This window comes from Pseudoalteromonas piscicida (assembly GCF_002744175.1).
In the GTDB taxonomy this organism is placed as follows: domain Bacteria; phylum Pseudomonadota; class Gammaproteobacteria; order Enterobacterales; family Alteromonadaceae; genus Pseudoalteromonas; species Pseudoalteromonas piscicida_B.
Window position 1 is genome coordinate 35,944 of record NZ_NKHF01000068.1, and the last position, 15,841, is coordinate 51,784.

Sequence of the window (15,841 nt, forward strand, 5' to 3'; positions counted from 1 at the left end):
GTGATCGGTGAATGAGAGTTAGATGTTCTAAATAACCTGAGCTTCGGATAACTAATGCCTTTCTAGCAGCCAGTTTTGGCGCTAGCTGCGTAAATTCGCCTTGCCTACAAGGATGTACGTAGCAGGACGCGAGCGCGGAGTTATCCTAAAACTTTCTGGCTAGAGAAGGAAGCAGCTTAACTTGATCTTAAAAACAGTGAGTTAGCTCGTTTCTTATTCAAGCCTTAGGTTAAATAAGCAATTTCTAACGCAGTTAGTGTTTGGGCCATTCCCTAAAGTTGGGCAAGTAGTAAGTCAAAATGGTATTAATAAGGAGAATTTATGTATGTAGCGCTAAAGTGGGATCACATTATCGGTGCGCATTTCGTGCAGTGGATAGTTGTGGAGTGTGATGGGGTAACGGATAAGTTTGGTTTGCCACAGGCTCTGCCGCCTCGACGTGATATTGCTTATTTCACCGATCCACAGTCGGCGGAACAAGATGCGAGAAATTTTGCAGACTATAAAAATACAGGGCAAGCCGAATGTGTTAGTAAAGACTATTCTCCAAATCTGAGTGAGCATCATGGCTTTTGTCACTATGCATGGGATCATACCTATCTCGGTGAACTGATTAAGCATGCTGTACTTTACTGGGAAGATGGTAAGCACTTTTCACCAGAACCGCATCGCAGTGATATTGCTTATTTTATCGACCCAAATACCAGTGAAACCGATAGCATCTTTTTTGCGCAATATAAATTAGCACGAGCTTGTCATGCCACATCACAACAAGTGATATCACAATAGAACAGCTATCTCACGCGCTAAGCGTTATAGGTATACTTAGCGCGTAGATTATTGGTTTTTGCTTACCTTGAGGTGTCTACATCGTTTTGGGTATAGACTGGGTAACCTGCAGGTTTAAAGCGATTTAAATTGTTTAGAAAACGGCTGTCTTTAACTGGTAGCGTGGCGGAGCCGTAGTCATATTGGTTTAGTTTTTCGCGCAGGCTGGCATTGGATATGCCATCTCCGGTCATATGATACCAGCTGATAACCGTTGGCGTCACAAAGCGGTGATAGTCGTTTTCAGCAATCTCATTTTGTTTGGCGAAACGCAGTGCATGGGTCAGTATGCCATCTTTATGATACACGATTTTTAAGTGACCATTTTCAAACGGCAGATCTCTAGCTGGTTTAGTAAATAGATCGCCATGGGCACTATAGCTACCATGCGTTACCACGCCGTCAAGGGTCCAAACGGCTGCATACTCCCAGTCATGTCGATGACCTCCGCCAAAATAGTCAAATACCTGATCTTTTTTAAAGTAAAGCGCATAAAAGTGCCCACAATATTCGCCATTAGCGGTCGTTTTACAGGCATAACGGTGCACGGTATTTGAGGTATTTAAAAACTGATTATCTCTGCAATCGCCAGTGATGCGGCCCGAGGTTTTTAATCCGGAGTTTTGTTGCCCTGTTCGGCTGATCCCGGCACTGGGGAGACAGCCATCGCCATCAAAATCAAATACAGGCTCTGTCCCGTTGATGATGTAAGGGGCGGGTAAAGCTTCATCTAAGGCTGTAAAGTCATTGGCTTGGGCAACTTGCACAGAAGCGAGCACAATTGCAATAGATAACAGGTGTTTATGTGATGTTGTCATACTTTTTCCTTAACTAAACTGAACCCGGGATAAGCAGTTATACCAATTGTATTAAGTAAACTCGCTATTTTTAAGCGGAGAAATAGCCTTAGTACCAAGGGATAACAGTGGCCAGAGAACAAGTTGTTACTCCGAGTTCAGACTGACTAATTCAATTGGCGTTAGCAATGTGCTAGCGCCAATATGCGAATCTGAAAATAAAGGGGAAGTATGACTCAAGTGTATATTAAATGTTAAGTTTTTTGTTGTTTATTTACTCTGAGTTCTGGTTATTTACTTTATTTTTGAAATCAGACTGCACGATTTCCAGTGCAGCCAGCACTTCTTCTGCTGGTAACTCATGTTGTTCAAGCAACATTATAAGGTCAACGGCTAGTTTTACATGGGTTGGAGCTTGTTCTAACGAGGTACTCATTCTTGAAACTGCTTCTTTTTAGCGATTTGGGCAACGGCAAATTCGATGGCGACTTCAACCGCCTTTTCCATTTTTTCTCTTTCGGGTTGAGGTAAATAGAACTCCATGTCTACATCATAGCGAATATAACGGGAAGGTAGCTGATTTAATACAGTGCAGCAGAAATCGGCCATAACATCTTCATCATAAACTTTATCTAGGTTGCGGCGAACAATATGGTCTACAACCAGTTTTTCGTAATAATTGTGTATATCGTCATGTAATTTCATACAGCCTCCTGCACATTCCTTTTTTAGTTTATATCATAATAGCGGGGTTATCTAACAAAGCCAAAAAGGTTTGTTGATGTACATCTATAAGATGGTCGATATCTCTTTGATAGCCGCCACCCAGAGCGATAGCTAAGGGAATATGATGTGTTAAGGCATGCTCAATAATGATTGAATCTCGGTTGTATACGCCTTTTAGGGATATATTGAAGTGACCTAGTTCATCGCCTCGATAAATATCTGCGCCAGCATTATATAAAATAATATCGGGCTGATGTATGCGTGTTGCAAGCGTTATCGCTTCTTGAACGGTTTCCAGATATTGCTTGTCTTCTGTCCCCACAGGTAAAGCAAAGTCTAAATCTGAGTGTGGTTTGACCCTAGGGAAGTTACTCTCGCAATGAATAGAGCAGGTGATAATATCATCGCGGTCAGAGACTAAAGTGGCTGTGCCATCGCCTTGGTGTACGTCACAATCAAAAATCAGTACTTTTTCTGCCCGCTGTTGTGCTACCAAGGTCGCGGCAACAACCGCCCAATCATTGAATATACAAAAACCACTGCCAAATTCGCGGTGTGCATGATGGTAGCCGCCACTTAAGTTGGCGCCAACGCCATGTTGCAGGGCAAACTCTGCCGCTGCTAGGCTACCACCTAAAGAAATCAACGTGCGTTCAACGAGTTGTTCACTCCATGGGAAGCCCATTCTTTTGATGGCTTTGTCGCTTAACGTACCAGCTAAAAAGGCGTCAACGTAATTACTGTCGTGGCACAGAAGGAGGGCATCGCGGGTAATTTTTTGCTCGGGCTGCTCGATATGCTGAGCAAATTTACAGGTATTGAGCCGTTGGTATAATGTGTGATACTTGCTGATAGGGAAGCGGTGCTTTTTTGGTAAAGCGAGTGCACTATAAATAGGGTGGTAGTAAAGCATTATCTATTTTGACTTTTTTCTACTTCTTGGATTTTTTGCTCGGTGGCTGTTATGGCTTTTCTGCAACGGCCAAGGCGAGCATGGAGGGCTAAGATTTCGGCATTTAGCTTAGCCGCTTCATTGCCATTCGCTTTGTCCATTTGCAATCTTCTCAGGTCGATCATTTCTTGTAATCTGCGCTCAAATTCATGATTTTGCGAGAGCTCTTGGTATAGCTCATGAGATGATTGCATGATTTTTTGTACGGCTTTTTTGTATACTTTGGCCTTTTTCGGAGTATTGAGCTTGTTTTCTTTGGCCCATACTGGCGTTGATTTTAAGACCTTTAAAATGGCTTCAATTTGGGAGCCAACCCTCTCGATTGCAAATGCGAACGCATGGCGTTGCTCACTCGGTGGTAGGTGCGCCATCGCTTCTGAGATTTCATCAACATAATCACTGAGTTTTAAGCTTTTGGTTCGAAACACTCGGGTATCGAAGAGACTCGGCTGCGCTTGCATATAGCGGTTCTTATCAAACCATTTAGCTGAATCAAATTGTGCGGCTTGTTGCCTCAAGCGGCTAATTTGCTGTTCAAGTTTGATAAGTCCAACACTCATGAGAAGTAGGCCTCAATGATGAGTTTACCAGCAAGAATAATGACAACGGTATTAAATAGCGGTTTGATTAGCTTATTGCCAAACTTTATCGCTGAGTGCGCCCCAAGCCATGCGCCAAACATTAAAAACGCACCCATAGTGACGCCCAATAAAAAGTTAACGTGTCCCAAAGCGACAAAGGTGATCAGTGAAATAAAGTTAGAAACAAAGTTCATCGACCGAGCCAAACCGCAGTTTAATAGCAAGCTCATTTTGTACAGCATGCTGTTTGAAGCGGTCCAAAAAGTGCCGGCACCAGGCCCAGCCATACCATCAAAAAAGCCAAGTGACAGACCTTGGAGCCACTGTTTTATTTTTAAGGCCCGGTTAACTTCAGGTAATGTGTGTGAGTCTGTGGGACTGAGTTTGCCGACTAAGCTGTAAATCGCAACAGCAATAATAATGACCGGTATTAGCTTATTTAAAAACTCGATACTAAGAAAGTCGACAAGTAAAGTGCCTAACACTGCGCCGATGGCAGTCGCGATAATAGAGCCTATCCAAAAGCTAGGTTTGAATAATTGTTTTTTATAATAGGTAAAGCTGGCGGTGAGTGAGCCAAAGCTTGCCGCAAGTTTGTTAGTGCCTAGTGTCAAATGTGGTGGGAGCCCGGCTGTTAGCAAGGCTGGCACGGTCAGCAGGCCACCGCCTCCAGCAATGGCGTCAATAAATCCAGCAGCCAGTGCGACTAAGCAAAGTAACCCCCAAGTGGTGGGGTCTAACGCGAGTTCAAACATTATTAATCAATTTGCCTTTTATAAGGTGGCAGAGTATCAAGCATGGCTTTGCCATAACGCTTAGTAACCAAACGTCTATCTAAGATGGTGATACGGCCGGAGTCTGATTCTTTACGCAGCAGTCTACCACAGCTTTGTACTAATTTCTTTGCAGCATCAGGTACAGTGATAGATAAAAATGGATTGCCTCCTTTGCTTTGTATGAATTCTGCTTGTGCTTCTTCGATAGGTGAAGTGGGAACAGCAAAAGGGATCTTAGTTACGATAAGGTTCTCTAAATATTTTCCGGGCAAATCTAACCCTTCTGATAAGCTCTGAGTGCCAAACAAAATGCTACCACGTCCTAAGTCAATATTGGCTTTATGACGTGTAAGCAAAGCGTCACGAGAGAGTTCTCCTTGTACCAAAATATTGAGTTTTTTGCTTCTTAGTTTTTCTACAACATGGTTCATTTGCCAGTAGGATGCAAATAGCACCAGATTGGCTTTGCTGGTATCTAAGTAGTCTGGCAGTGCGTCTGCAAGGTAATCGCTGAACGCTCTGTCCGTCGGATCGGTTTGTGTTTTTGGCAAATGCAGTGTTGCCTGTTTAGGGTAATCAAACGGCGAATCAGCTTTAATATATTTAACACCGGGTTCTTTTGCTAACCCGCTCTCATGGGCAAAATGATCAAATGTGCCTAATGCACTGAGTGTCGCTGAACATAATACGGCGCCCGCGCATTCTCGCCACAGGTTATCTTTTAGGTAGTAGCCCACTTCAATCGGGCAGTCGCACAATAAATGGTCGTGGTGATTTTTATATTCTAAACGCTTGATCCACCTTGCATGGGGAACATTTTCACCTTTCTTTGCATAGCTAAACCACAACTTATTTAGTTGCTCTAAGCGGTTAATGTATTGACCACTTTCTACTAGCAAAGGATCGGCCAAGAAGGCTTGTACATCGCCATCAGAGACATCACCCGACAGCGCGTCGTGCATTTTAGTCAAACAACGTAGCGCATCTTGTGTGGCATCAGCGATATCTTTTGCTTTCTCCGTGAGGCTTTCAGGCACTTCTCCATGACTAAAGCGGTAGGTATCGTCATCGTTGTAAGTAAAGTCACTTTGGTCAAGGATGTCGCGTACAGATTTTAGGTATTTAGCGGCATCATTGGCAGCATCATTAAGCTTAAAGTTTTGTCCTATGGCCTTTTGCGAGACTACTGTGTTAGCCATTTTTCCACTAAACTTAAGAAGTTTCTCAAGCCATTCAATGGTGCCTTTAATCGTAGCTGCGGCAGAAGAAAAATCACGAGTAATGTGGGGGAGGTGATGTGCCTCATCAATCACATAAAAGGTTTCTTCAGGCTCTGGTAAGATAGTACCGCCACCTAATTCTAAATCGGCAAGTAGTAATGCATGATTGATCACCAACACATCCATTTGTGCAATTTTTTGCCGAGCTAAATGAAATGGGCAAAGATGATGAGACTTCAGCTGACGTTGGCAAGCGTGTTTGTCACAAGCAATTAGATTCCAAACTTTGTCGGGAATGGTATCTTCCCAGCTATCTCTGTCTCCTTGCCAACGCTTTTCTTGGTAAGCAAGTGCTAACTCTCTTAAGCAGCTTTGCTCCATTTTCGATAGCGGACTATTGGTTGTTGGCATCATAGATAACTGCATTTCGTCATCGCTGACGGCAGCCATCAATTTTTGTACACAAATATATCGCTGACGACCTTTTACCAAGTCAAATTTAAAGTCAATGCCCGAGTGCTCTTTCAAAAACGGTAGCTCTTTATTAATAAGCTGCTCTTGCAATGCCACGGTAGCAGTCGAAATGACGAGCTTTTTTTTGCTTGCTAGCGCTACGGGGAGTGCCCCTAATAGATACGCTAGCGATTTACCAGTCCCTGTTCCTGCTTCAATTACGCAGATACGTTGGGTTCTATGATAATCACCTGACAGCGTTTTGGCTATTTCGGCAACAAGATAGTTTTGGCTCGGACGTGGACGAAAGCCATCTAAAGCAGACGCTACTTGCTGGTGTGCTTGACGGATGGTTTTTTTGAGTTTGTCTGAGAGCATAATCTATCTAGCCTAGAATTCAAATACGGAACAAGCCTACCACTTGAGCCACTATTTATAGTTAATCGTTATCCTAATTAGGTCGGTTTATTTGTAATCGCCTTTATGTTCAATAAACAGGTGGATATAATTACAGTGATTGGACTATTTTAGGGCGGTATTGAAGTTGGCACAAGCGATATATCAGGGCTTTGTTTTATCAAGACAGCAGATGCAGGTAAACGGTCAGCTACGCTTGTGCTATTGGCTTAAATCACAGCAGCATTTACTCAAGGTATGGGTAGATGGTGAGCTGCCGCTATTCTTCGTTAAACAAACGCAAAGCGCTAAAACTGCAGAGATCCTCAGTCGGGGACAGGTGCAGTTTGAGGTCTTTCCCAGTCAACTAAAGCATTTCGACCAAGAACCCGTTTGTGTAGTTAAGTTTTGCAATCTAAACCAGTTTTATGAAGCTAAGCAGTTGCTTGAAAATCAAGTTACGTTATATGAGGAGGATATTCGCCACGCAGATCGCTATTTAATGGAGCGATTTATCAAAGGGGCTGCTTGGGTTAAGGGACATGCGACACATAAACAAGGTTACATTGAAATCACGCAGGCACAATTTAAAACTTGCGATGATTACAGGCCACACCTCGACATGTTATCAATTGATATTGAGTGTAACGGTGAGGGGGTGCTGTTTTCTATTGGCCTTGTTACCCATTCAAAAAAGTTTGTCATCATGATAGGTGAGCCGCAACCTGCCGACGTCGATGTGATTTGGGTCAATGATGAAATCGCCTTACTGCAACAATTAGTTAAACAAATCAACCAACTAGATCCTGATGTCTTGATCGGCTGGAACGTGATTGAGTTCGATGCGAGCGTTTTAGCAGAGCGGGCTGAAGCGAATGGGGTGGCATTAGCTATTGGGCGTGACGGTGGAGTGATGTCTACTTTTAAAGGTAACTACACCCGTGTGTTAATTCCAGGCAGGGTAATGCTAGATGGTATTGATATGATGAAAAATGCCACCTATCACTTTGAAACCTTTAAGCTCAGCTTTGTGGCTGAGAAAATTCTAGGTCGCACTAAGCTCATCGCACAAGACGATAGACTTGAAGAAATTATCCGCCAGTTTCATCATGATAAGCCAGCGTTGGCTGCATATAATATGCAAGATTGCCAATTGGTCTTAGATATATTTATCAAGCTTAACTTGCTGGAGTTTGCGTTAGCCAGAACCCAACTGACGGGACTTGAGCTTGAGAAAATGGGGGGCTCGGTGGCAGCATTTACCAACCTGTACTTACCATTACTACATCGCAGTGGTTACATCGCACCTAATTTATCTGAACATGGTATCAATTTTGATAGCCCAGGTGGGTATGTCATGGACTCAAAACCTGGGCTCTATCAAAACATTTTAGTACTGGATTTTAAAAGCCTTTACCCCTCAATTATTCGCACATTTTGTATCGACCCAATGGGGTTAATTGAAGGGTTGCAAGCACCAGAAGAGGCGATTGAAGGCTTTAATAAAGGTAAATTTAGTCGCACCCGGCATCATTTACCAGGCTTGGTTGCATCGCTTGCGAGCGCCCGTGAAAAGGCAAAGTTGAATAACGATATGATGCTGTCGCAAGCGATTAAAATCATTATGAATAGCTTGTATGGTGTACTGGGCTCTAAAGGGTGTCGGTTTTACGACCCTCGTCTTGCCAGTTCAATAACGATGCGCGGTCATCAGATTATGCAACAAACGCGAACCTGGATTGAACAGCTTGGATATGAAGTGATTTACGGCGATACCGACTCAACCTTCGTTTGTCTACCAGAAGGGTTAGAGAGTGATGCTTGCCAAGCAATTGGCAAACAGTTAATGAAAACCATCAATGATAAATGGCGTAGTCGATTAGCTGAAGACTTTGGCCTTAAGAGTTATTTAGAAATAGAGTTTGAAACACACTATAGTCCGTTTTTTATGCCTACGATCCGTGGTCAAGAGGTTGGGTCTAAAAAGCGATATGTCGGCCAAGTGGTAGTGCGGGGTGAACCAAAGCTGGTATTTAAGGGAATGGAGACCGTTCGGAGTGATTGGACCGAAATTGCAAAAGAGTACCAGCAAGCCGTGATTCGCGCTTTGTTCGATGCAGGGGATACTGTCGCGATCACGTATCAATTCATCAACCGTATTTTTGCAGGTGAAGTGGATGAAAAGCTTGTATATCGTAAAAAACTTGGCAAGTCAGTCGAGTTATATACAAAAAACATCCCCCCTCAAGTACGAGCTGCCAAGCAAGCCATTGAAGAAGGGCTTTTGGCAAATGCTAAAAAAGGAACGCAAATTCCATATTATCTAAGCACTAATGGGCCAAGGTTCGCTAAGCCCGGTAAGTTGATTGATATTGATTACTATCAATATATCGAGAAGCAAATTTTACCTATCTACGAAATGCTGCCCAATGCAGCACACTTGTCTATTCGCCCTGATGGTCAGCAAAGCCTTGATTTGACTTAGTTATTATTGTCAATCCAGTGATTGTTTACATTTACTCATAAAGATTTAATTATCCCTAAAATGGCAACTGTTGTTTTCTTGCCCTCTTGGTACCTAAAAAGTGTAATTTCTTGTGTTTGTTTTGTTTCTTTTTTGGGGTTTTGTTGGTTTTGGGGTTTCTTTATTGTTGCAAAGTTGTGTTTCTGTTTTGGGGGTGTGGTTTGATTGTTTCATTTTTGGGTTGTTTTGCTGGTATTTTGCGCTTTTTTGTCTTGAAAACAGTAATTTATTTGTTTATTTTTTGTGTCTTTATTGGGTAATTGCAAAAATCGGTGCAATATTCCTTGATTATTTTACGTTTGGCTGTTTAATATATTGCGGTAATGTTGCTGTTTAAGATGATTCTAAAAGCAACTAATAATAAATAACACAAGCTGTTTACAATAAAATAATCCAGGGTGATTCACATGATAAACAATAAGTTAACTAAAGCCGTTCGTTTAGCGATCGCTTTTGGTGGTGCTAGTGCCGCTGTATTCACAGGAAACGCTATTGCTGAAGAAGAAGGCGCTGAAAGCGTCGAGAGAATTCAGGTCACGGGTTCACGTATCAAGCGTACTGATATTGAAACTACTGTTCCAATCACTTCAATTGGTCGTTCTGACATTGTACAAATGGGTGCGTTAAACGTTGCAGACGTACTAAACCAAAGCCCTGTAACCATTGCTGGTTCTGACCAATCAAACTCAGCTTTCACAACATCAGGCGTTGGTCTGAATACTACATCTTTACGTAACCTAGGTGAAAGTCGTACTTTGGTGCTTGTTAATGGTCGTCGCTTTGTTTCTGGTGTTTCACCATCTTCAGGCTACGCTGTTGACTTGAACTCGATCCCAACATCGATGATTGAGCGTATCGATATTCTTAAAAGCGCATCATCTGCCGTTTATGGTTCAGATGCTGTTGCTGGTGTAGTAAACATCATTTTACGTGACCAATTCGAAGGTGTTGAAATTAATGCTCAGACTGGTATTTCTGAAGAGTCAGACCGTGAAAAGTATACTCTGAACCTAACCGGCGGTAACGCTTGGGATACGGGTAGCGTAACAGTAGCGATCGGTTACGATGACGATAAAGGCTTAAAGTCAACAGACCGTGAGTTTTCTGCAAAAGACCGTGCTATCTTGGTTGATGAAGATGGTAACGAGTACGTTGGTGAGGTGTTCTCTTCATACCCACCACAAGGGCGTGTAGGTGGTTATAACGCCGATGGTACGCCATATACAGGAACCGACAGCTTTAACCGAGCTTCTTATCGTCAGCTAGTTACTCCTCTTGAGCGTAAGTACGCTGCAGTAAACTTCAGACAAGAGTTAAGCGACACAGTATCAATGTTTACTGAAGCCAACTGGAACTCGTCGAAGACATATGATTCAACGATCGAGCCTACGCCGTTTAGTATTGGTGATGTATTCCTAAATGACCGTGGGGGCACAGGTGGTATTAAGCTAGGTAACCCATTAGTACCTGAATTGCTGCGTAATAATTTGATTCAGGACTCAATTGATGATCCTGACAGAGAAACGCTAACACTTGACGATAACATTCCTGGTTTAGTTCGTCGTATGGTTGAGTTTGGTGCGCGTTCAACAGACCTTGAGCGTGACACAATCCGTATCGCAACAGGTGTTAACTGGTTTATTAATGATGATTGGTCACTTGAAACTTATGTTTCTTGGGGTAAAACGGATCAGCGTCAAGAAAATGGTGGTCAGGTTAACATCGAACGTGCTGCACAAGCGTTCAACGTGGAATTCAACTCTGAAACTGGTCAACTTCAGTGTGTTGACGAAATTTCTCGTCTACAAGGCTGTGTTCCACTAGACTTGTTCGGTGAAGGCTCTATTTCACCAGAAGCTGTTGACTATGTTCGTGTTCCTGCAAAAGTATTCGGTCAAACAGAGCAGTTTGTTATTGCTTCATCGCTAGTTGGTACGCTACCTGTAGAGCTTCAAGGTGGTAACATTGGCGTGGCATTCGGTGTTGAACACCGCCTTGAAAAAGGTGTTTTCCAACCTGGTGACCTTGCACAAACTGGTGCGTCAAGTACTAACCGTTCGTTACCAACAGATGGTAGCTTCTATACAAACGATTACTATGCAGAAGCAATTGTTCCAATCCTAGAAAATCTAGAACTAGACCTTGCGGCTCGTTACTCTGACCATGAGATTGTAGGTGGTCAAACAACTTGGAATGTTGGTGTGCAGTACAGCCCGATCGAGTCACTTAAACTACGTGCATCTGCTGCAACGGCGATTAGAACACCTAACATCGCTGACTTGTTCGGTGGTCGTGGTCAAACATTCGCTGGCGTAACAGATCCTTGTAGTGGTATTAAAGCATCAGACACTGGTAACGTAGCAACAAACTGTTTATCAATTCCTGAAATTGCAGCACGTGTAGCACGTGATGGTGAGTTTGTACTAACTCAGACAGAGTCGCAAAGCACAGGCGGTTTCATTGGTGGTAGTGTTGATGTTAAAGAAGAAACGTCAGATTCTTATAGCTTAGGTGCTATTTGGCAGATCACTGATAACTTCTCAATGACAGTGGATTACTATGACATCACTGTTGAAGATGCAATTTCAACTACTTCTCGTACAACAGTGCTAAACCGTTGTTTCGATGTAGCTGCTGCTAACTTTGACCCAAGCTGTGGTGGTAACGCCAAACGTGATGTTAACGGTGCATTGTTTGAAGTTAACTCTGGTACAAGTAACGAAAACAATCTCTATACAACGGGTGTAGACATTGAGTTTAACTATAACCTTGAGACAGAGTTTGGTGATTTCAACGCTCAACTACTTTGGAACCATATTTCTAAGTTCGATGAAGAAGGTATTGAAAGTGGTGATGTTGTAGAGCGTGCTGGTGAAATCTTTACCCCTGACAATCGCGCTAACTTGAATGTTGGTTACACAAAAGATGACTTAAGTGTTTCATGGCGCATGAGATACTGGGAAAGATCACTTGACAGTGCAGATGGTGGCAACTTCAACTTCACGAACTTCGGTCCTTTGGAAAAGTATAACGAGTACCCATCAGCGGTTTATCATGACCTAGCTGCAACATACCACTTTACAGATAGCACGGAAGTTACATTCAACATCCGTAACCTATTTGATAAAGAACCAGCAATTGCACCACAAGGTACTTCTGCAGGTGGTACAGGTATCAATACGGTATCTGAAGCTTACGACGTAACAGGTCGTTACTTCCAGTTAAGCCTTACAACTAAGTTCTAATACTTAGAATTTTTAAACTAAAATCGGCCTCAATAGAGGCCGATTTTTTTGCCTTTAGTTTATTTGAACATGGGTAATTTAAAAACTGATAAATAATGGTTATTAATTGTTACCCAGATTTTGCGCCTAACCTCCTCTCTTTTTGTTACTTGCCACTCAAAATCACTCAGTAAGGGGTGGTTCATTATTGAACTTATTGGATGAAATGCACTCTCGTTTAGGCGTAAATTGAGCGGAAAAGATAACAGCTTCTGTATTTTGTTAAGGGGATGTACCTGATTTGGGGCGTGTATGGCTTTTTTGAAAAAAATTAAACTTTTTTTGAACTTTATTTGAAGCTAATTAAGCTTATGTATTTTAAGAATATTTCTTTCTGTTGGAATGTGAAGTTTGGAATCGATTTAGTTTAAATTATGAAAATGGATGTTGACCCTATGTTGGTACTAAAAGTAGTATAGTCCCACATGAAGTGATTTGTTCCTAATGTTAGACAGATTTGTTCTTGTATAAGTGTCTGATATTAAGGCTTTTTTCCGATTGTTCACATAAAAATAAAATCAGGGAGAAATCAATGTTAACTAATAAAGTAAACAAGGCTGTACGCCTTGGACTTGTCTTCGGTGCAGCTTCTACTGCTGTTTTAAGCGCAACAGCTGCTGCTGAAGAACAAAGTGCAGAGTCAGTTGAGCGTATTCAGGTAACTGGCTCACGTATTAAACGTGCAGATCTTGAAGGCGCTTCACCTGTTGTTTCTATTTCAAACGAACAGATGACTAACTTAGGCTTCCATAACGTTCAAGACGTACTAGAAAACATCACGTCAGTTACTGGTGCCTTAACTACCCAAAGTATTCACGGTTTCACGCCGGCGGCTTCATCTGTTAACCTAAGAAACGCAGGTTCAAACAGAACGCTTACACTAGTAAATGGTAAGCGTTTGGTTCAGTATCCAAAAGCACTTGGTGGTACTAGTACATTCCAAAATACTGGTAACCTTCCTATTGAAGCTATCGCTCGTATTGATATCTTGACAGCTGGTGCGTCAGCAATCTATGGTGCGGACGCTGTTGGTGGGGTAATCAACGTAATTCTTAAAGAAAACTTTGAAGGCTCAGCGCTAAAAGTAAAATCGACTCGCTACTCTGAAAGCGGTGGTGCGACTAACCAGTTTGCATACTCTGTAGGTGCAAGCTCTGACAAACTTAATGTTTCTTTGTTCCTAGAATATGAAGACAGCAAAGATATTAAGGCAACTCAGCGTGAAGAGTTTGGTGTTCATACGGATAAAGTCCCACATACAGAGCGTTCTAATTATAGCTCTTACGGTGCGCGTATTGACGGCCCAGGTACTTCTAGCGATTATACATTGCCTAAAGACCGTTGTAATAATGAAGGTTTCTTCTACGATGATGCCAATGCGCGTTGTGGTTTTGACCGTTCAACAATGCGTGACCTAAAACCTGCAACAACAAAAGGTATCGCACTAACTACTTTCAATTATCAGCTTGCCGATGAGCATAAGCTTTATGGTCGTTTCCAATATAGCCGCTCAACGTCACAACGCGATATTGAAGCTATGGGTATCAACGATGTGACCGTAGATATCGCTGGTGACAAAGCAACCTTAAACCTTGACGAGCATAGCAAAGAGTTTAACCGTGATTCATTCTGGGGCGGTCAATTTGCAGACGCTAGATATGTTGACGGTGAGTATACAGTAATTCGTCGTTTACATGAATTTGGTCCGCGTGGAAATGAAACAACGGGCACAGAGCATGGCTTTAATCTTGGTTTAGACGGTCAGATCAATGATACAACTTACTACCAAGTCGAGTGGGCATACGCAAATGCACAAGTTGATGTTGTAAATGAAACTTATGCAACAATCGACGGTATGTTTAAGTTCTTATCTGCCGGTGAAAACGGCCGAAATCTACTTGACCCGTTCTCTGAAGAAGACGTGAACTCTGTTAAGTATGTACCGAGTGAACGTAACAAGTCTTCACAAAACAATTTCTCAGCAAACATTTCTGGTACTGCCATGGAGCTTGCTGCTGGTGCATTAGATTATTCTGCAGGTGTTGAGTACACCAAACAAACTTTTGCAACTGCTTCAGATACAGAAAGTGAAAAAGGTGCAATCCTAACAACAGGTGGTTCTTCAGGCGCGGGCTCTCGTGATTTCTACTCTGTTTATACAGAAGTGAGAGCAGATATCACAGAGACTATCGTTCTAAACGCAGCTGTACGTTACGATGATTATAGTGACTTTGGTGGAAATGTTACGCCTCAGGTTAGTATTGAGTATCGTCCAACTGAAGAGCTTTTATTACGTGCTGCTTATGCTGACGTATTCCGTGCTCCAGATATGCAACGTGTTTACGGTGATCCTTCAAATGGCTTTTCTACAGTTATTGACTACAAAAAATGTAAAGAGCTAGGTGGTAAACCTGGAGATGAACTAGCGGGCACAACTGAATGTCACGAGCATCACATCAGCACAATTACCGGCGGTAACAAAGATCTTGAAGCTGAAACAGGTTACAGTGTAAACCTAGGTTTAGTTTATGGTACTGAAAACTTCGATTTGACACTTGATGCTTGGAAGTGGGAATTGGACGACATGGTATCGACAGTAAGTGCAACACGTATCGCTCGTGAATATGAAACTTACGGTGATAATATTACACGCGATGCAAACGGCAGTATCACTCTGATTAATGCAACAGCACAAAACTTGTCGTTCTCTACAGTGTCTGGTATTGACTTCGATACAGGTTATCGTTTCGATTTAGCTGATTTAGGTAATCTACGTCTTGGCTTGAAAGGTACTTATCTTACAAAATCTGAGTCACAGCTTGATCCGACATCAGAAGTACGTGATGAGCTGAATGACTATGGTTTACTTCCTGAGTTGAAGTTGAATGCGTCGATTGTTTGGAACTTTGATGACCTTAAGATAAGCGTATTTGGCCGTTATACTGATAGAGTAAATGGTACAAACTACTATGATCTTAAAGACGCAACGGACAACACAACTAACGGTGGTAAGGTGAAAGTTGCATCTCAAACAACATGGAATGCTTCTGCAAAATACTACTTCAACGATGAGACCTCGGTTATTGTTGGTGCATCAAACATCTTTAACAAGGGTCCAAGCTACGATCCAACAGATGCAAGCTGGCCGCATTACCCTCGTTCAATCTATAATGCGAATGGTCGTTCGGTATACGCTCAAATCGATTATAAATTCTAATCTAATCTGATTTGATACCGAAAAGGCCTGAAACTATGTTTCAGGCCTTTTTTTATCAATATTAACTTGACTAAGATTTCAATTTTA

General features: G+C 42.3%; 11 protein-coding genes. 4 read left to right on the forward strand and 7 right to left on the reverse strand.

Translation table 11 applies throughout. The features are described 5' to 3' along the window. The first annotated feature begins 321 nt into the window (after nucleotides 1–321). Entirely contained in the window at nucleotides 322–789 is a 468-nt protein-coding gene (locus CEX98_RS14925; RefSeq protein ID WP_099642844.1) for a hypothetical protein, read from the forward strand. Nucleotides 790–851: 62 nt separating this feature from the next. Here CEX98_RS14925 and CEX98_RS14930 read toward each other — a convergent pair whose 3' ends face one another. The 7 genes from CEX98_RS14930 to dinG form a co-directional block, all read right to left on the reverse strand. Continuing rightward, nucleotides 852–1,646 carry an NPP1 family protein gene (locus CEX98_RS14930; RefSeq protein WP_099642845.1) on the reverse strand — a complete coding sequence of 265 codons (795 nt, stop codon included), beginning with the start codon at nucleotides 1,644–1,646 and terminating at the stop codon, nucleotides 852–854. Nucleotides 1,647–1,899: 253 nt separating this feature from the next. Further along, a complete protein-coding gene (locus CEX98_RS14935; RefSeq protein WP_099642846.1) occupies nucleotides 1,900–2,061 on the reverse strand; it encodes a YbaM family protein in 162 nt (53 codons plus the stop codon). Further along, nucleotides 2,058–2,330 carry a late competence development ComFB family protein gene (locus CEX98_RS14940; protein ID WP_099642847.1) on the reverse strand — a complete coding sequence of 91 codons (273 nt, stop codon included), beginning with the start codon at nucleotides 2,328–2,330 and terminating at the stop codon, nucleotides 2,058–2,060. Before CEX98_RS14940 ends, CEX98_RS14935 begins: the two co-directional genes overlap by 4 nt. 28 nt (nucleotides 2,331–2,358) lie before the next feature. Beyond that, nucleotides 2,359–3,264 carry a histone deacetylase family protein gene (locus CEX98_RS14945; protein WP_099642848.1) on the reverse strand — a complete coding sequence of 302 codons (906 nt, stop codon included), beginning with the start codon at nucleotides 3,262–3,264 and terminating at the stop codon, nucleotides 2,359–2,361. Continuing rightward, the gene (locus CEX98_RS14950; RefSeq protein ID WP_099642849.1) at nucleotides 3,264–3,863 is read right to left on the reverse strand and encodes a primosomal replication protein; all 600 of its coding nucleotides are present in this window, start codon (nucleotides 3,861–3,863) and stop codon (nucleotides 3,264–3,266) included. The genes CEX98_RS14945 and CEX98_RS14950 overlap by 1 nt, the downstream gene beginning before the upstream one ends. After that, nucleotides 3,860–4,639: a TSUP family transporter gene (locus tag CEX98_RS14955; protein WP_099642850.1), complete on the reverse strand. Its 780-nt coding sequence runs from the start codon at nucleotides 4,637–4,639 to the stop codon at nucleotides 3,860–3,862. The genes CEX98_RS14950 and CEX98_RS14955 overlap by 4 nt, the downstream gene beginning before the upstream one ends. A 2-nt stretch (nucleotides 4,640–4,641) precedes the next feature. Beyond that, a complete protein-coding gene (gene dinG, locus CEX98_RS14960) occupies nucleotides 4,642–6,711 on the reverse strand; it encodes an ATP-dependent DNA helicase DinG (protein ID WP_099642851.1) in 2,070 nt (689 codons plus the stop codon). A 166-nt stretch (nucleotides 6,712–6,877) separates the two neighbouring features. Between dinG and CEX98_RS14965 the strand changes: the two genes are divergently transcribed. From CEX98_RS14965 to CEX98_RS14980, 3 genes are all read left to right on the forward strand, one after another. Beyond that, nucleotides 6,878–9,214: a DNA polymerase II gene (locus CEX98_RS14965; RefSeq protein ID WP_099642852.1), complete on the forward strand. Its 2,337-nt coding sequence runs from the start codon at nucleotides 6,878–6,880 to the stop codon at nucleotides 9,212–9,214. A 446-nt stretch (nucleotides 9,215–9,660) separates the two neighbouring features. After that, nucleotides 9,661–12,498, forward strand: coding sequence for a TonB-dependent receptor domain-containing protein (locus CEX98_RS14975; protein ID WP_172439781.1), 2,838 nt, complete (start codon nucleotides 9,661–9,663; stop codon nucleotides 12,496–12,498). Between the two features lie 571 nt (nucleotides 12,499–13,069). Continuing rightward, the gene (locus CEX98_RS14980; RefSeq protein ID WP_099642854.1) at nucleotides 13,070–15,754 is read left to right on the forward strand and encodes a TonB-dependent receptor plug domain-containing protein; all 2,685 of its coding nucleotides are present in this window, start codon (nucleotides 13,070–13,072) and stop codon (nucleotides 15,752–15,754) included. Nucleotides 15,755–15,841 lie beyond the last annotated feature (87 nt).